Origin of the sequence: Thalassotalea sp. 1_MG-2023 (assembly GCF_030546745.1) — a bacterium.
In the GTDB taxonomy this organism is placed as follows: Bacteria; Pseudomonadota; Gammaproteobacteria; order Enterobacterales; family Alteromonadaceae; genus Thalassotalea_C.
Window position 1 is genome coordinate 109,283 of record NZ_JAUOPD010000008.1, and the last position, 20,912, is coordinate 130,194.

General features: G+C 38.9%; 19 protein-coding genes. 13 read left to right on the plus strand and 6 right to left on the minus strand.

Annotated features, from left to right (window positions below; all coding sequences use genetic code 11):
• Window positions 1–61 precede the first annotated feature (61 nt).
• From lptD to Q4489_RS08700, 7 genes are all read left to right on the plus strand, one after another.
• Window positions 62–2,338 (plus strand): LPS assembly protein LptD, encoded by a 2,277-nt coding sequence (gene lptD / locus Q4489_RS08670; RefSeq protein WP_303479119.1) that lies wholly within the window; start codon window positions 62–64, stop codon window positions 2,336–2,338.
• Between the two features lie 17 nt (window positions 2,339–2,355).
• A complete protein-coding gene (gene surA / locus Q4489_RS08675; RefSeq protein WP_303479121.1) occupies window positions 2,356–3,636 on the plus strand; it encodes a peptidylprolyl isomerase SurA in 1,281 nt (426 codons plus the stop codon).
• Window positions 3,637–3,644: 8 nt separating this feature from the next.
• A complete protein-coding gene (gene pdxA, locus Q4489_RS08680) occupies window positions 3,645–4,637 on the plus strand; it encodes a 4-hydroxythreonine-4-phosphate dehydrogenase PdxA (protein WP_303479123.1) in 993 nt (330 codons plus the stop codon).
• 15 nt (window positions 4,638–4,652) lie between these two features.
• Window positions 4,653–5,468 (plus strand): 16S rRNA (adenine(1518)-N(6)/adenine(1519)-N(6))-dimethyltransferase RsmA, encoded by an 816-nt coding sequence (rsmA, locus tag Q4489_RS08685; protein ID WP_303479126.1) that lies wholly within the window; start codon window positions 4,653–4,655, stop codon window positions 5,466–5,468.
• Window positions 5,458–5,838 carry a Co2+/Mg2+ efflux protein ApaG gene (apaG, locus tag Q4489_RS08690; RefSeq protein WP_303479129.1) on the plus strand — a complete coding sequence of 127 codons (381 nt, stop codon included), beginning with the start codon at window positions 5,458–5,460 and terminating at the stop codon, window positions 5,836–5,838. The genes rsmA and apaG overlap by 11 nt, the downstream gene beginning before the upstream one ends.
• 5 nt (window positions 5,839–5,843) lie before the next feature.
• Entirely contained in the window at window positions 5,844–6,659 is an 816-nt protein-coding gene (locus tag Q4489_RS08695; RefSeq protein WP_303479132.1) for a symmetrical bis(5'-nucleosyl)-tetraphosphatase, read from the plus strand.
• Between the two features lie 147 nt (window positions 6,660–6,806).
• The gene (locus Q4489_RS08700; RefSeq protein WP_303479134.1) at window positions 6,807–8,825 is read left to right on the plus strand and encodes a methyl-accepting chemotaxis protein; all 2,019 of its coding nucleotides are present in this window, start codon (window positions 6,807–6,809) and stop codon (window positions 8,823–8,825) included.
• Window positions 8,826–9,013: 188 nt separating this feature from the next.
• Here the strand turns inward: Q4489_RS08700 and folA are convergent, their stop codons facing one another.
• Complete coding sequence (gene folA / locus Q4489_RS08705) at window positions 9,014–9,499, minus strand: type 3 dihydrofolate reductase (RefSeq protein ID WP_303479136.1); 486 nt, start codon at window positions 9,497–9,499, stop codon at window positions 9,014–9,016.
• A 197-nt stretch (window positions 9,500–9,696) separates the two neighbouring features.
• Between folA and Q4489_RS08710 the strand changes: the two genes are divergently transcribed.
• Complete coding sequence (locus Q4489_RS08710) at window positions 9,697–11,832, plus strand: TonB-dependent receptor (protein WP_303479138.1); 2,136 nt, start codon at window positions 9,697–9,699, stop codon at window positions 11,830–11,832.
• Between the two features lie 70 nt (window positions 11,833–11,902).
• Window positions 11,903–13,015 carry a PepSY domain-containing protein gene (locus Q4489_RS08715; protein ID WP_303479141.1) on the plus strand — a complete coding sequence of 371 codons (1,113 nt, stop codon included), beginning with the start codon at window positions 11,903–11,905 and terminating at the stop codon, window positions 13,013–13,015.
• 74 nt (window positions 13,016–13,089) lie between these two features.
• Here Q4489_RS08715 and cgtA read toward each other — a convergent pair whose 3' ends face one another.
• From cgtA to rplU, 3 genes are all read right to left on the minus strand, one after another.
• Entirely contained in the window at window positions 13,090–14,250 is a 1,161-nt protein-coding gene (gene cgtA / locus Q4489_RS08720) for an Obg family GTPase CgtA (protein WP_303479144.1), read from the minus strand.
• A gap of 123 nt (window positions 14,251–14,373) precedes the next feature.
• Window positions 14,374–14,631, minus strand: a complete 258-nt coding sequence (rpmA, locus tag Q4489_RS08725; protein ID WP_074498721.1) for a 50S ribosomal protein L27 — start codon at window positions 14,629–14,631, stop codon at window positions 14,374–14,376.
• Window positions 14,632–14,648: 17 nt separating this feature from the next.
• Window positions 14,649–14,960: a 50S ribosomal protein L21 gene (gene rplU, locus Q4489_RS08730; RefSeq protein ID WP_074498722.1), complete on the minus strand. Its 312-nt coding sequence runs from the start codon at window positions 14,958–14,960 to the stop codon at window positions 14,649–14,651.
• A gap of 233 nt (window positions 14,961–15,193) precedes the next feature.
• Between rplU and ispB the strand changes: the two genes are divergently transcribed.
• Both ispB and Q4489_RS08740 read left to right on the plus strand, forming a co-directional pair.
• Complete coding sequence (gene ispB / locus Q4489_RS08735) at window positions 15,194–16,165, plus strand: octaprenyl diphosphate synthase (RefSeq protein WP_303479147.1); 972 nt, start codon at window positions 15,194–15,196, stop codon at window positions 16,163–16,165.
• Between the two features lie 126 nt (window positions 16,166–16,291).
• The gene (locus Q4489_RS08740; protein ID WP_303479149.1) at window positions 16,292–17,095 is read left to right on the plus strand and encodes a UDP-2,3-diacylglucosamine diphosphatase; all 804 of its coding nucleotides are present in this window, start codon (window positions 16,292–16,294) and stop codon (window positions 17,093–17,095) included.
• Window positions 17,096–17,140: 45 nt separating this feature from the next.
• On the opposite strand, the gene mdh is transcribed toward Q4489_RS08740, so the two are convergent.
• Window positions 17,141–18,076 carry a malate dehydrogenase gene (gene mdh, locus Q4489_RS08745; protein ID WP_303479151.1) on the minus strand — a complete coding sequence of 312 codons (936 nt, stop codon included), beginning with the start codon at window positions 18,074–18,076 and terminating at the stop codon, window positions 17,141–17,143.
• A gap of 460 nt (window positions 18,077–18,536) precedes the next feature.
• Here mdh and argR point away from each other — a divergent pair, with 460 nt between their 5' ends.
• Both argR and Q4489_RS08755 read left to right on the plus strand, forming a co-directional pair.
• Window positions 18,537–19,022 carry a transcriptional regulator ArgR gene (gene argR / locus Q4489_RS08750; RefSeq protein WP_303479153.1) on the plus strand — a complete coding sequence of 162 codons (486 nt, stop codon included), beginning with the start codon at window positions 18,537–18,539 and terminating at the stop codon, window positions 19,020–19,022.
• Between the two features lie 133 nt (window positions 19,023–19,155).
• Window positions 19,156–19,851 (plus strand): hypothetical protein, encoded by a 696-nt coding sequence (locus Q4489_RS08755; protein WP_303479155.1) that lies wholly within the window; start codon window positions 19,156–19,158, stop codon window positions 19,849–19,851.
• Between the two features lie 23 nt (window positions 19,852–19,874).
• Here Q4489_RS08755 and Q4489_RS08760 read toward each other — a convergent pair whose 3' ends face one another.
• Window positions 19,875–20,804 carry a Dyp-type peroxidase gene (locus Q4489_RS08760; protein ID WP_303479157.1) on the minus strand — a complete coding sequence of 310 codons (930 nt, stop codon included), beginning with the start codon at window positions 20,802–20,804 and terminating at the stop codon, window positions 19,875–19,877.
• Window positions 20,805–20,912: the final 108 nt, after the last annotated feature.

The following is a 20,912-nucleotide window of genomic DNA, read 5'->3' on the forward strand; positions in this document are numbered from 1 at the left end:
GGGGTAAAATAATATGAATTTTTGTGATACCTAACAAGCCATTTTACTTATCGGAACATTAATGCATTTTCTCCGGACATTGTTGGTCATAGCAACGACATATTTTTTTTCTTTAAACGTGTTAGCGCAAACTGCTGATTCCATACAAAATATCAATGCCAGCTGCCCGCTTCCAACTTACCCTAATATTGTTGATGGTACAGAAACCTTAAACAGCGACACCTATAACATATGGTCAAAATCTACGCATATTAAACGAGAAAAATTTGCCCAGTTTATTGGTGGAGTAACCCTTTCAGGTCAAGGACAAGCAATTTCAGCTGATGAATTATTTGTTGATAGAACAACTTCTGCTTTGTCGGCCACGGGTAATATACACTTTCAAAACCCAACTGTTGATATTTTTGCCTCATCTTTAGATGCTAGCAAGTCACAAAACTATACCGAGTTAACACAAAGTTCTTATCAACTGGCAGGTAACCCCGGTCACGGTAGTGCGGGTAATATTAGAGTCACTGGCGATGGTACGTTAACATTAGTTGATTCTAATTTTACCACTTGTTATGGCGAGGTGCCTGATTGGCAAATTCAAGCCAGCGAGATCAGTATTTCACTCGATGAAAACCACGGTGAAGCCTACAACGCTCGTTTTAAACTATTCGGCGTGCCTGTTTTTTATGTACCGTATTTTTCATTTCCTGTTTCGAATGAACGTAAATCGGGTTTTCTCTACCCGAAGTTTTCTTCTTCCCAACGTACTGGCTTTCAATTTGAATCGCCTTTTTATTGGAATATTGCCCCTAATATGGACGCCACTATCACGCCGAGATACATGTCTAAACGTGGCCTACAACTATTGACTGAATTCCGATATTTAACAGGCCAACAAAATGGTCAATTAAATATTGAATATCTAAATAAAGATGATGAACTAAATAATGACGACAAACGCTATTTAGCACGTATTCAACATGTAGGTACTATTTCTGAAAACATTCGCGCCTATGTTGATTACACGACAATTAGCGACGACAACTACCTTGTGGATATTAAAAGCGAACAATACAATTCAAACGATGCCTATTTGTATCAAATAGGCGAAATCGCATATTTCAGCGATAATTGGTTTACCAAACTGCAACTGCAAGATTTTGAAGTATTAGGTGAACACCAAACGAGTTACCAAACACTGCCGCACATTGAGTTTAGTCATTTTACACCTCTTAACTTTTACCATGCCGAGTTCGATGTGTATTCTGAAATTACCCGATTTACATCAAATAACCTGACCTTGCCTGAAGCTGACAGATATCATTTTGAGGCGGGGTTCACGTTACCTATCTCAACACCTGCATGGTTTCTTAATTCTGAATTACGAGTGTTACAAACCAACTATCATCAAACCCGAACAGAGGCCTTTGATCGTTTAGAAAAGTCAGTAAGTAGAACCCTGCCTAAAATTCGATTACATGGCGGAATGAATTTTGACCGAGACATTACCTATTTCGATCAAGCTTTCACTCAAACCTTAGAACCACAACTACAATATTTATATATTCCAGATGAAGATCAATCTGCAATTGGCGTTTACGATACAACAACATTGCAAGATGACTATGATGGCCTTTTTCGTGATAGACGTTTTAGTGGTTTAGACAGAATTGCACAAGCAAATCAGTATTCGTGGGGTATCACCAGCCGTTTACTCGATAATGACAATACAGAAAAGTTTAGATTAAGTGTCGGTCGCATTGTCTACTTAAACGATACCCATGTTAGCCATAACAACCAGCAAATTGCCTCATCTGGTGAATCAGCACTAGCCAGTGAATTGTACTTAAGTTTGAATAGAAACTGGCAATTTAGTAGTGACATTCAATACAATACAAAAGAGAACTCAACCAATCGCAGCCAAAGCTCGTTAGATTATGTTTTTGACAATAATAATACAATTCAATTGAACCATCGCTATAGCAAAAATGTCTCAGGTAGCAAGCTTGAACAAGTTTCGTTACTGACAAGTGTTGCAATGAATAAAAATTGGCAATTTGTGGGTCGTGTGACACAAGATTTAAAAGATAAACGAAGCTTAGAAAGCTATGCAGGGTTACAATATGAAAGCTGTTGCTGGGCAGTTCGCTTTGCTTTTCACCGACATATTAACTCAAATATTGATGAGCAAAATCAATTTCAGCAAAACCGCGATGAATTTGATAGTGGATTCATGATACAGTTCATCATAAAAGGATTAGGCGGTAACAGACAACCAATAGACACAACTGAAATGTTTAACAATAGTATCTTTGGTTACAAACGCCCTTATTTTCTCAACAATTAAACGAAGAAATATAATTAATGAAAACCATATTTAAATCTTTTGTATTGGCTTGTGCCTTTATTGGCAGCTATGCATCAGCTCAAGAAGTAAAACTAGATAGCGTCGCCGTAATTGTTAATGACGGTGTGGTATTAGAATCAGAAATTCAAGATTTTCTAAGTAAAATTAAACAACAAGCGGCAAAGAAAAATCAAACATTGCCAAGTGATAAAGCATTACGTGTGCAAGTTACTGAAAAGCTAATTGACGACAACCTCGTGGCACAGTTAGGCGAGCGTATGGGCATACAAATAAGTGATGCTCAACTTGATGAAACCATACTGTCAATTGCTCAAGATAATAATTTGACCCTAGAGCAATTTCGTCAATCCATCATCAGTGAAGGCTTAGATTATGAAAAATATCGTGAAAATGCTCGCCAAGAACTTATTAGTGGTGAAGTAACACGAAATTCTGTGCGCCGCCGCATTTATATTTCACCACAAGAAGTAACCAACTTACTTGCTGTGATGAAAGAGCAAACGAACAATGACGTTGAGTATCGCTTAGGCCACATTTTAATTGAATTTCCACCTGAGCCTTCTCAAGATGACATAAACGCCGCAAAGACCCGCGCAGAAAAAGTGCTAAAACTACTAAATGACGGTTCAGATTTTACCCGCATTGCAATTGCGTCTTCAGGCGGTTCAAATGCCTTAGAAGGTGGTGATTTAGGCTGGCGTAGTATCAATGAATTACCCACCCTGTTTTCAGAGCTTGTTGACGGTAAAGATAAAGACACCATATTAGGCCCAATTAGAACAGGATTAGGCTTTAGTATTGTAAAAATTCAAGATATTCGTGGTCGCCAAGTCATGGAAGTTGAAGAAGTCAACTCAAGACACATTTTGATTGAACCCACTATTATTTTAAGTGAAGCTAAGGCCAAGGAAACATTAGAAAATCTTCGTGAACAAATTGTTTCAGGCGAAGCAGACTTTGCAGAACTTGCAAAAGAATATTCTGATGGACCAACCTCAGTAAAAGGTGGAGAGTTAGGCTGGACAGATCCAAAATCATTCGACCCTGCATTTTCGAATACCTTAGCAAAGCTAAAAGTGAATGAAGTCTCTCAACCCTTTCGTACTTCATTTGGTTGGCATATTGCGGAGTTAACCGGAAGAAGAACGCTAGATGCAACCCAACAAATGAATGAAAACCGCGTTTATCAAGTGCTATACAAACGTAAATACTCAATGGAAAGTGCTCGTTGGTTAAAAGAAATGCGCGACGAGGCTTATATCGAGATACTGGAGTAATTTAAACCATGGTAAATCGTATCGCGGTAACGCCAGGAGAACCTGCTGGCATCGGTCCAGATTTGATGATCCACATTGCCCAACAAGATTGGCCAGTGCAGATCGTCGTTGTTGCTTCGCAAACACTCATGGAAGCACGCGCAAAAGAACTCAATATTGATATTGAGTTCTTAGCATACAACGAAGACCAACCTGCAATCACGCATCAAGCCGGAACGATGACTATTTTACCTGTTGAACTGGAAGCCCCTTGCATTACCGGACAACTAAACCCTGCTAATGGCCACTATGTCGTTGAAACATTGCGCATTGCTTGTGAAAAAAACATCAGTGGCGATTTTGACGCCGTAGTCACGGGCCCTGTTCATAAAGGGCTAATCAACAAAGCTGGCATTGCTTTTAGCGGCCATACTGAATATTTTGCGCACCAAGCCAATTGTTCTGATGTCGTCATGATGTTAGCAACAGAAGGACTACGTGTTGCACTAGTAACAACACATATTCCGCTTGCTTATGTCTCAAAAGCCATCACTCATGAACGTTTGCAGAAGGTTACCCAAATTCTTCATCACGATTTAATTGAAAAGTTTGGAATAGAATCTCCGAGAATTTATGTTTGTGGTATTAATCCCCATGCAGGTGAAGATGGTCATTTAGGTCGAGAAGAAATTGATATCATGAACCCCGCTCTTGATGAACTTCGCGAGCAAGGCATGAACCTAATAGGGCCACTACCTGCTGATACAATTTTTCATGAAAAATATTTGCAAGATGCCGACGCCATTTTAACCATGTTTCATGATCAAGGTTTGCCAGTATTAAAATATAAAGGCTTTGGTAATTCAGTCAACATTACACTAGGCTTACCTTTTATAAGAACTTCTGTAGATCATGGTACAGCCGTTGAATTAGCAGGTACAAATCAGGCAGACCCAGGTAGTTTTCGCCAAGCAATTTCGACAGCCATTGAGCTTGCTAATAACCATAATTCAAGAAAATAGGTATGTTTTACATCAATGAGTAAAAATAGCCATTTAGGTCATCAAGCCAGAAAACGTTTCGGGCAAAACTTTCTTCATGATCAAGCAATCATCAGTCAAATTGTTGATGCAATTAATCCTGAGCCAGGTGAAAACCTGGTAGAAATTGGCCCTGGTTTAGGCGCCCTTACAGAACCTGTGATAGAGCGAGCTGGTGACATTTCTGTTGTAGAGCTTGATCGGGACTTAGCGCATCGATTAAGACATCACCCATTTCTAGCCAAGCACCTAACCATTTACGAGCAAGATGCACTAAAATTTGATTTTACCTCGATTTGTAAAGCAGATAAGCCGTTAAAAATCTTTGGCAACCTGCCATACAATATCTCTACACCACTTATCTTTCATTTGCTTAGCTTTCGCGATGCGGTAAAAGACATGCATTTTATGCTGCAAAAAGAGGTTGTAGAAAGAATGGCCGCGGGCCCTAATAGCAAAACATACGGCCGACTTTCCATCATGACTCAATATCAATGTCAGGTTATTCCTGTAATGGAAATTGGCCCAGAAGCTTTTCAGCCACCTCCGAAGGTTGATTCTGCTATTGTACGTTTAGTGCCTCACAAAGAAATAGCCAACCCAGTGAAAAAATTGTCAGCATTAAACCAAGTATGTCTTACTGCTTTTAATCAACGCCGAAAAACAATTCGTAACAGCTTTAAAAAACTTATTGACGTTGATGCGATTGAATCGTTAGGCATTGACGCAAGTTTACGTCCAGAAAATATTTCATTAGATCAATATATCGCCTTAGCCAATTATTTAGTTGACCACCAAAGCAATGACCAATAAATCAGAGCAAGTTATCGTTACCGTTGATACACATTACCTCGAAGAGCAGTCAAGTGAGCGTGATCAACGCTATGTGTTCAGTTATACCATCACCATTGAGAACCAATCAGAGTTTCCAGTAAAGTTATTATCTCGCTATTGGCTGATCACTGATGCGAACGACGAAAAATCAACGGTTGTTGGTGAAGGCGTGATCGGTGAACAACCAATTATTAACAGTGGTTCATCATTTACTTATACCAGCGGCTGTGCTTTAAAAACCCCCGTTGGTACCATGCAAGGGCACTATCAAATGATTGATAACAACAATGCCCCATTGAAAGTCGATATACCTATCTTTCGTTTGGCAACACCCAATATTTTACACTAACGTTTATGGCTACGTACTTCATCGGTGATATACAAGGCTGCTATCAAGAATTACGTTTATTGCTTGAGCAGGTTTCGTTTTCTCCTGATAAAGATGAATTATGGGTTGCAGGTGACATGGTGGCAAGAGGACCTGACTCATACCACACGTTAAAATATTTGATGTCATTAGAAGACTCAGTTAAAGCAGTATTAGGCAACCATGATCTGCATTTACTCGCCACTTATGCAGGGTTAAAAAAAGCAAAAGATAAAGACAAGCTTCAGGCGTTGTTATCAGCCCCTGAAATCGAAAATATTATTGAATGGCTAGCTCGACAACCTTTATTGCGAAAACTTCCCAATGAACAAGTTTACATGTCTCATGCGGGCCTTTCTCCTCAGTGGAAAATTAAAAACGCTATAGAGTGCGCTGATTTTGCAACAAAAAAACTGTCCGATAAAAATAGAAACTATTGGCTCTCTATTATGTACGGAGAAACACCTAATAATTGGCAAGATGTAAATAGCAAAGAAGATAAATTTCGCTACACCATTAACGCCTTAACCCGCATGCGGTATTGCTATAAAGACGGCAGTTTAGATTTTTCTTGTAAAAGCTCTCCTGAAAATACACCGAACCACCTAAGCCCATGGTTTTGTCAAACAACAAAACAGTTAAAAAAAGCACATTGGGTTTTCGGTCATTGGGCGGCATTAGAAGGTGATGTTCCTGTAGAAAACATTTATGCGCTCGATACCGGCTGTGTCTGGGGTGGAGAATTGACCTTACTTCGTTGGCATGATAAACAATACTTTAGACAGCAAGCCATAAAAAACTGACGTAAAGCAACAAGTAAAGGTGTAATTCATTTCAAGCTTGTTATACTAGCTGTTAAGGAAAGTAGGCAAGGTGCCGATATAGGCATAAATAACAAATAAAATACCTACTTTTTGTATCAACACCCAAATTAACTATTGGTGGTCTCAATGAATTTGACTGTGAAAGTAAAAATAATTGGTGGTTTTTCCATCATTGCTGTTTTACTCGTTCTTACAAGTATTATCTCTTTAAGCAACTTAAATAATATTCATCATGCAACACTTAAACAAAGTGAACTTGCCATTCCAACACTAAGCTCGAGTACAACCCTGGCAAATGAACTTAGTCAAATAGGTGGCTTAACGTTACGTGGTTATTATCAAACCGAACTAGATGGCTTGGCAGACAACTTAAAACGTTTTAATACTATTAACCAATTGTTTATTGCTGAGCATAAAAAATTAAAATCTATTGTTAGCAAAGAGAAAGCATTACTGACCAATTTAGCAAAGATTGGTGATATACATGCTAATGTTGAAGAAAATATCAACGCCGTATTTAGTAACCGAAAAACAGCAATAGAACAATATAATGTTGCATTAGATACCATCGATGTACTTGAAGAGAAAGCAGATGATGCTGCAACGCTCATGCTCGATTTAGCCGATCATGACTTAGCAGACACCAAATTACAGCGAGCTGTGTCATTAGGGGAGCAATTAGAATTTCAGTTAAATGGTATTGTTGCTTCATCGTTTGAATATCGAGATCTAAGAAATACCCAAGCAACAGAGTTAGTAGAAAGCCAAATTTTAACTGGCTATGAAAATGCTAAACGCGTTATTCGTGAAATAAGCAACGAACTTACCTTAAATAATGCTGGTGGTATTTCTGATGAACTGACCAATATTGAAAAGCATCTCGATGATCTTTTACTAGGTAGCTCGAGCATTTTCACCATCAAAAATGCACAATTAGCTGCCCGCGAACAAGCAACTTCTCAATTAGAAGCGGCAGATAAAAACATTGCTTTAGCAAAAAATGTGCTTGCCACACAAGTTGAATTAGCCAATAAAACCACCAATGAAGCAGGTATTTTAGTTGAAGAGTCGGTGTCTACAGGTACAACCGTTACCTGGATGATAATGTTAGTATCGATTGCTTTGGCGGCTAGCATTGCCTTCTTCGTGTTAATTAGCATCACACGCCCACTATCACGTGTTAATGACATGCTAAATGTTGTTGCCTCTGGCGACCTTTCTCGGAAGCTGGATGATTCAGGTAAAGATGAATTTGCCACATTATCGCGTAATTGTAATACTGTAATTGATAGCCTACGTAACCTAATTACGGGTATCGTGAGCCGTTCGACGCAACTTGCAACCGCAGCCGAACAAACATCAGCAGTGACAGCACAAGGCTCAACAGCGATTGAAGAACAACGCACACAGGTTGAACAAGCAGCTTCTGCAACCACAGAAATGAGTAGTACCTCACAAAGCGTGCTTTCAAGTGCCAATGATGCGTTAGGTGAAATCAAACAAGCCGATGATGAAGCAGAAAGAATCAAAGGCATTTCTAATCGCAACCGTATGACCATCGAACAGTTAGCAAGCGAAGTAGAAGACGCCTCGCAAGTCATTAACAAACTACAGCAAGACAGCGCATCAATTGGCGGTATTCTTGATGTAATTAGAGGAATAGCAGAGCAAACCAACTTACTGGCGTTAAACGCAGCTATTGAGGCCGCACGAGCTGGTGAACAAGGCCGTGGCTTCGCCGTTGTTGCCGATGAAGTACGAACGCTAGCAAGTAGAACGCAAGAGTCTACTCAAGAAATTCAGAACATGATTGAAGTATTACAAACAGGTGCAGAGAAAGCGGTATCTGTCATGGAGACCGGTAAGAAACAGGCCTCTGAATGTGTGGTACAAAGTGGCGAAGCAGAAAAAGCGCTAGAAGTTATTACCCATGCAGTACATGAAGCCTTTGATCGTAGCTCACAAATTGCCAGTGCCGCCGAAGAACAAAGCACGGTTGCCCATGAAATCAGTGAAAACTTAGAGTCTATTGTTGCCATTGCAGAGCAAACCACAGCTGGCTCTCAACAAACAGCTCAATCAAGTAGCGAAGTGGCCCAGTTAGCCGAGGAACTACAACAATCAGTTAGAGAGTTTAAGCTGTAGCTGTAGTCTTAATAATCTCGATAAAACGGCACCTCGTTAGGTGCCGTTTTTTTAAGTGATTTACCGCGCATTTTTAAATTCAAAAAAGTCGATTATAGTGTCTGCAACCACTACGTTTGCTTTGATATACCAGTTTACTCTACTTACCGTGTGGAAAATCAGGAACTATAAAATATTGGGTGACTTAATTAACGTCTTTCATAAACACAGAAATCTAATGCATAGGCATTTTTATCATCCGGTGCACGTGTTTCACAACTCACTTTTTTCCAATCGTTATCATATTCAGGAAAACGAGTATCACCAGCAATGTGTCCATCTATATGAGTAATATACAAACGATCGGCTTTTGGTAAACAATGTTGATAAATGGCCCCACCACCAATAACCATTATTTCTTCAACACCCTTTGCTGTATCTAGTGCTTGTTCAACAGAATTTACCGTCGTGATCCCATCAGCTTCATACGATGGATCACGAGAAATAACAATATTTAAACGTCCGGGTAATGGTCTACCTATCGACTCAAAAGTTTTTCTGCCCATGATCACAGGCTTACCAAGCGTGGTTTTTTTAAAATAAGCGAGATCGGCAGGTAAATGCCACGGCATATCATTATCTCTGCCAATAATACGATCAGCTGCATGCGCAACAATCATAGACAAAATAGTCATAAAAATCCTTAGAATAAAAGCGATAATAAATTTTACCGCAAAGGGAATGAGCAAGCTAGAAAGCCCTGTATTTTCTGTTCAATAAAACTACGCTTTCTTTGAAAGTAGACAACGTTAAAAAAACCTTATTTGCGGTTGTAAATAATAACGATTTGCAATATCATCCACGAAATTTTTAAACATCATCTCTATTTTTTATGAAAGCATTCCCTTTTCAATTAACATTTATCGCTACGCTTATTTCTCCTGCCGCTATGGCATATTTTGACGAAGCTCCTACCGTTGATGACAACACAATCGAACGAGTTATTGTTACCGGCAGTCGTATAGAAGAAAGTATTGACGAAGTACCAGCTACCGTAACCATTATTTCGCAACAAGAAATAGCTCAACAAATGAAGATAACCCCTGAGTTACAAGACATTCTTGCCGCGCTTGTCCCTGGTATGTCTCCCACAACAGGCACATCGAGTAACTCAGCACAAACATTACGAGGCAGAAACCCTTTAGTGATGATTGATGGTGTACCTCAATCTACACCATTGAGGAACGGTGCTTTAGGGATCAGAACCCTTGATGCTTCAGTTATCCAGCGAATTGAAGTAATAAAAGGTGCAACGTCAATTTTTGGTAATGGTGCAGCTGGCGGTATCATCAATTACATTACTAAAAAAGCCGCAACAGATAGAGCATTAGTAGGTGAAATCAGCCTTTCTAGCAGATTCAGTGCGGTTAAATTCAAAGATAGTGCCGGCCACCGTATCACTGGAAATATCCACGGTCAGCAAGATAAGTTCGCATACGTTATTAGTGCAAGCTATGAAGAAAACGGCGTTCAGCGTGATGCAGAAGGTGATATTCTAGGGTTAAAATACGGTTTGAGTGACGCAGTTACTGAAAACCTTTTTACCAAGTTTAATTACTATTTTGATGATGAGAAAAGCGCTCAACTGACATATAACTACTATGAGTCACAGCAAGAAACTGACTTAATTGATGTGGTAGGTAGTATCAATACTGGCGAAAAAACTTACGCAATAAAATCACCAAGTGGTGAACGTTTAATTGGAGCACCGCAAGGCCCGCGTGGCAATCACAACATTATGTTGAAGTATACCGATGACAATATTTTTGCTGATACAGCATTAACCTTTGATGCTTATAAGCAAGACATCGAAAATGTATTCTTCTTTTCAGCAACGTTAGCAAACCAAGATGAAGGCTTTGACGGTGGTCAATCAATGATCAAGTCAGAAAAAGAAGGCTTACGCGTAACATTCAATACATTAGTAGATTTCGAAAACCTCAACGCTACTTTTATTTACGGCATGGATATGCTGCAAGATATCACCTCACAACCCTTATTAGATGGTCGTATGTGGGTGCCTGAAATGGATATGGAAAACCAAGCGTTTTTCTTACAATCTAAATGGCATTTCAATAACGATATAATCGTAAAAGCTGGTGTTCGCCGCGAAAGTATTGATTTACAAGTTGATGATTATCAAACACTCAAACTATGTAGAACGCCAAGCCAATGTTCAGTAGCAATGCAGGTTAAAGGCGATACATTACAGTATGATGCAACAACCTATAACTTCGCAATAAAGTATAATTACCATCAAGCTTTTTCACCATTTATCAGTTACTCACAAGGTGCTGATATCTCGGATATTGGCCGTTTACTTAGAACAGCAACCGTTTCAGATATCGCTGATATTCACACGGAAGCATCAGTAATTGACAATTACGAACTTGGTTTTACGAGTAATTTTGAAGATATTCGCATTGAATTTTCAGCTTACCGCAGTACTTCAGAATTAGGTACAACTAATCAATTTGACCCCGTAACTGGCGTGTATATGCCAATCAGGGCACCACAGGAGATTTGGGGCCTTGAAACGGCAGTAAGTTATCAAATCAGCGATACCTTGAAGTTAAATGCGACCGCAAGTAAAGTTGAAGGCACAAATACAGCGACTAACGAACACCTAGGGGGTAAGCAAATAAGCTCTCCTAAAGCGACTTTGCAAGTTAACTGGCAACCAAACCAAGATACACAAATGATGGCGACACTACTTTACGTTGCTGATAGAAATAAGTTTGAGCAACAAAATGGTGAATGGGTTGGCGATCAAGGGCCTATTGATAGTTACTTCACAGTAAATCTATCAGCCAATCATCAACTAGGTGATTGGCAATTATTTGCTGGTGTAGAAAACTTATTAAACAAGGACTACTACCCTGCTCGCTCTCAAATGTATAGTTACAGTGGCTATAACTTAAAGGGGCTAGGTACAACAGTCACCATGGGTGTTAGTTACCAGTTTTAAGTGAATATCCCCTTGCTGAGCATCCATAGATACTCAGCAAGGGGACACTGCTTAGGTAAAACAAATCACCATGAAATTACTGCTACGCCGAATACACTTAACTCTAGCACTCATTAGCGCAATATTTCTGCTAACGCTATCAATTTCTGGTGCTCTCTTACTCTATGCAAAAGATATTCAACGGACACTTTTCCCAGATCAGTGGACAATCAGCCCTCCCCCAACAACGATTAATGTTGAGCAACTCATTGCTACCATTGAACAACAACACGCTGTTAACGTTAGCTTAATTACCTTACCTAAAGATCCCTCTGCACCTTGGCAATTTCGGTTAGCAAGTGGTACTTACATGAATGTTGACCCTCAAACGCAATCGGTGATCCACCAATACGATTATTACTCAACATTTTACGGGTTTTTAATGGCTTTTCATCGCTGGTTAGCGATTGATAATGTAAATAAACCCTTGAAAGTGTTTATGTCAATTGCAAGTCTTTGTTTAGTTGTTCAATTAATCCTTGGTTTTTACTTATGGTTTAAACCCAAAAAACCATTAAAACGATTAAAAGTTCGGTGGCAAGCAAAAGCCAAAACAAAGTATGCTCAATTGCATAACGTTACAGGCGTGATCGTTTTATTACCATTAGTTTTAATTGCCATTTCCGGCATGGCATTTCATTGGAGTGTTCCTATTCAAACCTTGCTGAATGGACTATTCGTTGGAGAAATACAAACGTTACAGAAACATACAGTCAATGAAACTAACTCTAATCGTTTGCAAATAAATCAAGCCGTAGTAAATGCTCAAAAGGTGTTTCCTGATGCGTCCTTGTATCGTATCTACATTCCGTCAGAGCAAACAGAGCCTATACGTTTACGCTATACACAACCAGCAGAAGCACATGGCAATTCATGGCTTTGGGCACATCCAAGTACCGGAGAAACTATTGAACATTTTGATGCAAGTAGAGCCAATTGGGTGACACAAGTATGGAACTTTAGGTACCCTTTCCATGTTGGTGAATTTATTGGTTGGCCGATAAAGTTACTTTGGTTAGTAATTAGCTTAACGCCTATCTTTTTTGTAGTTACTGGCTTTTATTTATATTTTTCCAGAAAACCCAGCAATCAAAAAAGCACTCAAAAGCAAACTAGACAAGACAATCTTCAAACGCTTAAGTAATTGCTAAATAAAAACAAAAAAGTCAGCTAATTTAACATTAACTGACTTTTAAAATTATATGTAAATCGTAACTTTTAACGTCGATATTCTACTTCTACGTCGTAATCGTCTTCGTCCCAATCTTCATCATCAAGATCGTCTTCAACATCATCAAGTGCTTCTTGATGATAAGTATCCCATTTAAACTCAACCGCTTTGTCTTCTGGCGCTTCTTCTTCGATTTCGCCAGGTAAAGTCTCAATAAAGCTCATTAAGGCTTGGCATAACTCTTCAGTACCCTGCTTATTAAAGGCCGATATTTCAAAAACTTTATCTTGCCAATCTAAGCCATTAACAATACGTTCAGTGACTTCTTTTGCTTCTTCTTCAAGCATCAAATCTAGCTTATTTAACACTAACCAGCGTGGTTTATCAGCCAGTTTGTCAGAATGCTTTTCAAGCTCTTGAATAATCGTTTGGGCATTTTCAAGTGGATCAGATTCATCAACGGGCATTACATCAACAACGTGCAGCAAAACACGACAACGTTCTAAATGTTTTAAAAATTGAGTACCTAAACCTGCGCCGTCAGCTGCACCTTCGATTAACCCCGGAATATCTGCAATGACAAAACTACGCTGGGCATTTAACCGCACCACACCTAAATTGGGAACAAGTGTTGTAAACGGATAGTCTGCTACTTTAGGTTTTGCGGCTGAAACACTACGAATTAGCGTAGATTTTCCAGCATTAGGTAAGCCTAATAAGCCAACATCAGCTAATAATAATAATTCTAACTTTAAATTACGTATTTCACCTGCGGTACCATCAGTTTTCTGACGAGGTGCACGGTTAGTACTACTTTTAAAACGTGAATTACCTAACCCATGCCAGCCACCTTTGGCCACCATAAGCTTTTGTTTATGTTTTGTTAAATCACCTAGTTGTTCTTCGGTATCAACATCAACAGCACGCGTGCCGACGGGTACTTTCAAGACCAAGTCTTCCCCCCGCTTTCCGGTCATATCGCGGCTTTTACCATTTTCTCCACGCTGGGCACGGTGAAAACGTTCAAATTGGTAATCGATGAGTGTGTTCAAGTTTTCATCTGCGATCAAATAAACATCGCCGCCATCGCCGCCATCGCCGCCATTCGGACCACCAAATTCTACATACTTTTCTCTGCGGAAGCTGACACAACCATTACCACCATCACCTGCTTCTACACGGATTTCTGATTCGTCGACAAATTTCATGAGGGTTTTCGTTACTCCAATGCTAATTGCATGTACTCAGTATAATACCAAATAATGATTTTACTCGTTGCATAAAAAAAGCCCCGCTAATTCAGCAGGGCTTTTTCAAATAAGTAAATCTGATTATTCAGCGATAATGCTTACAAATTTGCGGTTTTTAGGACCTTTTACTTCAAACTGTACTTTACCGTCTGATAAAGCAAATAAAGTGTGGTCTTTACCGATACCCATGTTATCACCAGCGTGGAATCTAGTACCACGTTGACGAACAATAATGTTACCTGCTAAAACAGTTTCGCCACCAAAACGTTTAACACCTAAGCGTTTACTTTCTGAATCGCGACCATTTTTGGTACTACCTGCTGCCTTCTTATGTGCCATGTTAGAATGCTCCTAAATTAGCCGTTAATACCAGTAATTTTCACTTCAGTGAACCATTGGCGATGGCCCTGCTGCTTGCGTGAATGCTTACGACGTTTAAATTTAACAATTTTAACTTTATCACCACGACCTTGCGAAACAACCTCAGCTGTTACTTTGCCGCCTGAAATGTAAGGTGCACCTACATTAACATTTTCGCCATCAGCGATCATTAAAACGTTATCGAATTCTACTGAAGCACCTACTTCAAGTTCTAGCTTTTCTAAGCGAACTGTTTGTCCTTCAGAAACACGGTGCTGCTTACCACCGCTTTGGAATACCGCGTACATTTGCTACTCCGAACTGCGCCTATCAAGGGTATGACGCATAAATTTAAAAATATAGGGCGCGAATTCTACGCCAAGACAAAAATTATCGCAAGTATATTTATGCGCTATTTTACACTTTTTTGACTAATTAATGATGATATTAATATCCCCCTTCTTTATTGCCTATTTTAGTGTAAACTTGGCGTCATTAAATAACGTAACGCTTTAATAAGACATACCAGTCATTTTTTCTTATGGATCTTCAACAAATTCAAGCACTCGCACAGCAAGATATGGACGCGGTAAATGATTTAATTTATCAGCAGTTACAATCAGATGTCGTTTTAATCAATCAACTTGGTGTGTATATCGTTAATGCCGGCGGAAAACGAATGCGCCCAATGTTAACGGTATTAGCCGCAAGAGCATTAGCTAACCAATCTAGTCAACATATCGATATTGCCGCCATTATTGAATTTATCCACACTGCCACATTATTACATGACGATGTAGTAGATGAATCAGCATTACGCCGCGGTAGAGAAACAGCCAATGCATTGTTCGGTAATAGTGCCAGTGTATTAGTTGGCGACTTTTTATATACTCGTTCTTTTCAAATGATGACCAAGCTCAACAATATGCATATTATGGACGTATTGTCAGATGCAACGAATATTGTTGCCGAAGGTGAAGTATTACAGTTAATGAATTGCAATGACCCTAATACTTCAGAAGAAAGCTATATGCAGGTTATTTATTGTAAAACAGCCAAGCTCTTTGAAGCAGCAACACGTTTAGCTGCTGTTGTTTCGCAGCAACCTAAACATATAGAACAAGCGATGCAAGAGTATGGTAAATATTTAGGTACGGCATTTCAGCTCGTTGATGACATTATGGACTACACAGCTGACGCAAAAGAAATGGGGAAAAATGTTGGTGACGATCTCGCCGAAGGAAAGCCCACCTTACCCCTTATTTATGCTATGAATAACGGCACTGTAGAACAAAAGCAACTCATTAGAGATGCCATTGAACATTGTAACGGTATGGATAACCTTGATGCCATATTACAAGCAATGGAAGACACTGGGTCGCTTAGATATACACAAGAAATAGCCGAAAAAGAAGCTGATAAAGCCATTAATGCATTATCTGTATTGCCTGAATCTCAATATAAACAAGCATTAATTGCATTAACACATATTGCAGCCAATAGACGCCATTAAATCACTTCTAAATCTATCCCTCAGTGTGGCGTAATCACCACACTGTAAAATTTCCTTCATTTTTCTGTCGCTTAACTGAAACCTTCGCTTTTTATGCTGTATTAACACTTATAAATGGTGATCACTATGACTTCTCAATTGCCAGAAAAAATTGTCACTCGTACGGTTTGGATTTCAGACATTCATTTAGGCTACAAAGACTGTAAAGCAGAATATTTATTGCAATTTTTAGATCGACTGGAATGTGAAACACTCTTTTTAGTCGGAGATATCATTGATGTATGGTCGCTTTCTCGTCGATTTTATTGGCCAGAACAGCACAATAAGGTTATCAGTAAACTAATGACAATGGCAAAGCACCAATGCCGCGTTATTTATGTTCCAGGCAATCATGACATTAACTTTAGAGAATTCTCTGGGCATATTTTTGGCAATATCGAAGTTCATCGCTCTTATATTCATGAAACCATCGATAAACGAAAATTATTGATCATCCATGGTGATGAGCTCGATAGTGTTGTTCGTTTTAGCCGCATCAATAAATACATTGGTGATAGTGCTTATGATTTTTTACTGTTTTTAAACCGTTGGACCAACATTATTCGGAAAAAACTCGGTTATGGCTATTGGTCTTTTGCAAAATATCTAAAAGTTCGCATTAAAAAAGCTAAAAAGGCGATAGAAACCTTTGAAGATGCCGCCATTGATCTAGCGAAAAAGCAGCAGCTCGATGGAGTAATTTGTGGTCATATTCATCATGCAAATATAAAAGAAAAAGACGGAATTTTATATTGTAATGATGGAGACTGGATTGAAAGTTGCACTTTTATCGCCGAAGATTATCATGGCACTTTAGCCGTCACTCATTGGTCGGAAACAGTAAAAACTGCGCAAATGATTGATCTAGCTAAAATAAAACGCGTAGCATAAAAAAGCCTGAGCAGTGCTCAGGCTTTTATGATCAAAAACGCAATACTAGCCGTTGATGAAGTCGATACCTTCTTGAATATCTTTGTTCAACGTTGCTAACATATCTTCTTTAGCTTGTTGTTCAAACGCGCTTAAGTCACCGTATGGTAAAATTTCTTCAACGCCATTTTTACCTAAGCGAACAGGGTGTGCAAAGTAAGCTGCATCACCATTTTCAACAGACACATAAGCATAATCTACAACACTTTCGCCTTTTAAACCTTTCACAAGCGATAAGGTAAAACGTGCTGCTGCTGCACCCATAGATAAGGTTGCTGAACCACCACCCGCTTTAGCATTTACCACTTCTGTACCTGCATTTTGAATGCGAGGTGTTAATGATGCTACTTCATCATCAGAGAACGTTACGCCTTCAACTTGCGAAAGAAGAGGTAAAATTGTCGTACCAGAATGACCACCGATAACAGGCACTTTCACATCGCTAACATTTAAGCCTTTTAATTCAGCAATAAAAGCTTCTGAACGAATCACATCTAGCGTTGTTACACCAAATACTCGGTTAGCTTCATAAGTACCTGCTTTTTTAAATACTTCAGCCACAATAGGTACAGTGCCATTAACAGGGTTAGTAATTACACCAACTAGCGCTTTAGGACAATTTGCAACAATACCTTCAGCTAATGTTTTTATAATGCCAGCATTTACGTTAAATAAATCAGCGCGATCCATACCTGGCTTACGAGGCATACCTGCTGGAATAATAACAATATCAGCACCGGTTAATGCTGCTGATAAATCATCTGCACCGTAACCTTTAACCGTTACAGCTGTTGGGATATGACTTAAATCAACAGCCACACCTGGAACAACAGGTGCAACATCGTATAATGCTAAGTCAGAGCCGGCTGGTAATTGAGTTTTTAATAATAAAGATAACGCTTGGCCGATACCGCCAGCTGCGCCTAGAACAGCTACTTTCATTGGAATTCTCCGAAATTTGAGTATTTACGTAAAATTTGGTTGCCAAAAGATAAAGCATTAGCTCCCAAAAAACAATGTTTAATAATTAGCCCTAGCGTTATCAGGCTGTTTATACTTTATACAAAGTAAATGATGCCTGTCGTTCACTACAAAACGCCACCCAAAATATTCTAGAACAAAATGATATACCGCAACATACCGTGGAATTAACCATTAGTTACTGCCAATATAGTTGCGGTGCTCCAGCAAAATGGTAGTTCTACTGTGCTAATCTGTAATGACCTACAAGGATAGCGTATAATCGCGAGAACGGTATAATACTTAAACAACCTCGGGGTTGAATAAGAAATAGTGCTATATCAATTAAAAAATACCTTAGCCTTACTGCATATTTATAGCTTATATAAAGCTGAGGTACGGAATTAACTCAATTTACTCTAGTGGGATAAGAAGCATTTTTATGACAACGGTTCAACAAAAACAAGAAGCATTGGTTTCAGCCTTTAAAGATTTACTAAAACAAGAACAGTTTGGTTCGCAAAGCGACATTGTTGAAGCTTTAAAAGCACAAGGTTTTGATAACATAAGTCAATCGAAAGTGTCTAGAATGTTGAGTAAATTTGGTGCTGTTCGCACCCGAAATGCGCGTCAAGACATGGTATATTGTTTGCCTGCTGAATTAGGTGTTCCTACTGCAAAAAGCCCCCTTCGTCAGTTAGTTATTGATATTGAACATAATGAAATGATGATCATCATTCGTACTAGCCCAGGTGCTGCACAATTAATCGCGCGTTTATTAGATAGCTTAAGTAAAGCTGACGGTGTTTTAGGTACCATCGCAGGTGATGATACTATTTTTATTGCCCCTACAAGCGTTAAACAAATTAAACAAACGTTGGTACGTTTAGAGGAGTTATTCTCTAAAAGCTCTGCATTGAGTGGCTAATACTTTCCTAACATGGAAAGTTAGTTCGCTTTATCATTATTCGAAACCTACAATACCAACGAGATTAATAGCTAACCGCAAATGCATCATTCAAGTTGGTATTCTATTGATGCAAGCAAACAAGGAAAGTTTCATGAAATTACTACCATTATTACTAACCCTTTTATTCAGCTACTATGCCCTTCCTGTTCAAGCTGGCACATTCGCTAACTTTAATGGAAAACTTATCGAAGCAAATAGCGCTGCAAAGGCGAAAGGTATATTACTGAACAAGCTTATAGCGTATTACGGAAAAATTCATAACATTGAAGTACCGACTCAAGACAAGGCAGCATACCTAACCTTATTTAACCTCACTTCAGAAATTTCAGTACTAAAAAACCAACAAGCGTTAGCGGAGTTAACTGAGCGGCAAAATACGCGGGAGCTGACAGAAAAAGAAAGTAAACAACTTAAACTTTTTCAATCTTTATCTAACACACCTATTTCCTCTCTTAAGGAGTTAACGCCACTGTCGTTATTGCTATTAAACAGAGCGTACATCAATAAGGCGATGCATAAAGAATTTGGTGGAGGGATCATTTTTCAACAAGCAGGTTTAGAAGTTCCAGAAGCATGGAGTGCTTTCGCTCAAGAGCAAGAAGCCCTCAATAATTTAACTTTTATCAATGAATCTTTCAAATCGTCTTTTTATCACGCTCTAAAGCCCAAGAAAAATCATGTAAGTTATCTATCTTCTGGTGATGAAGAGTTTCCAATAATCGATTACCAAAAAGCAATAACAGAAAAAAAAGCGGAGCTAGCCGCGCTAAAGAACAACACACAATAAAACCAGTTCAGGTCAACAATGACTTACTGCTCTCCAGCTAATGCAGCAAGAAAGTTTAAACTTGGGGCGAAAAAGGAAGCCCCTGTTTCGGCTTGTGTATATTTAAGCATATGGTCAAAGTTTCCTTGCCCATCGCCCTCTATCATGCTTTTTAGCATTAATTCAAAATGTACTGGTGTATGACAATAAGATACGAACATTAATCCTTTTAATTTCATATCTCCATAAGGCATGCTTTGTCGTAGTATTTCTAAGCTTTTACCTTCACTGTCTTTTAAATTAGTGCGTTTTATATGAGATGTAGGTAGCTTATTTTCAGCCGTGTACTCTTCATTATCAATTTTAGTGCGGGCAATAATATCTTCTTGCTCTTTCACTTTGAGCGTATTCCATAAGTTTAAATTATGACGATAACGTTGAATATGTAAATAACTACCGGCTGCAAACTCGCTGTCTTGTTCATTTTTAATTAATGCAACGTCACGTCTAAACCGTCCTTGAGGATTTTCAGTGCCGTCAACAAAGCCAGTAAGATCTCGTCCATCCAGAAAACGAAAACCTCTTACTTGTTCTGCTAATTCAACACCTCCAGCAAGTAATGAACATACCTTTTCAGCAACAATATGATTTACATCTGCACGATCACTGCGTAGTTCTATATATAAGTCATAATTTATCGCTGGTGCAATACGATCATCACACTTCAATTCTTCAAATGAACGAAGCATGGTTGGCCTTGCCTCAGGCCATAGTTCATCCCAATAATTCGCACCAATAGCAATAACCCCTGTTAAATTCGCTTCTGAGAATCTATCTGCGTAGTTATCAAAGAGTGCCGGTAATCTAGCAAGCGCTTGCTTAATGTGTTCATTTTTATCATCCAGTACATTAAACAATAAATAATAGCCATGGAGGCTAGGCTCTGCACATATACCGAATTGTTCTCTTGCCATTGGTTATTTCTCAAAAAAGCTAATGTCTTAATATTACACAATTTTAACTACTTTTCAGTAAGAGTTATACATAAAAAAGCCAACGTCGTTACGTTGGCTTTTCACTCA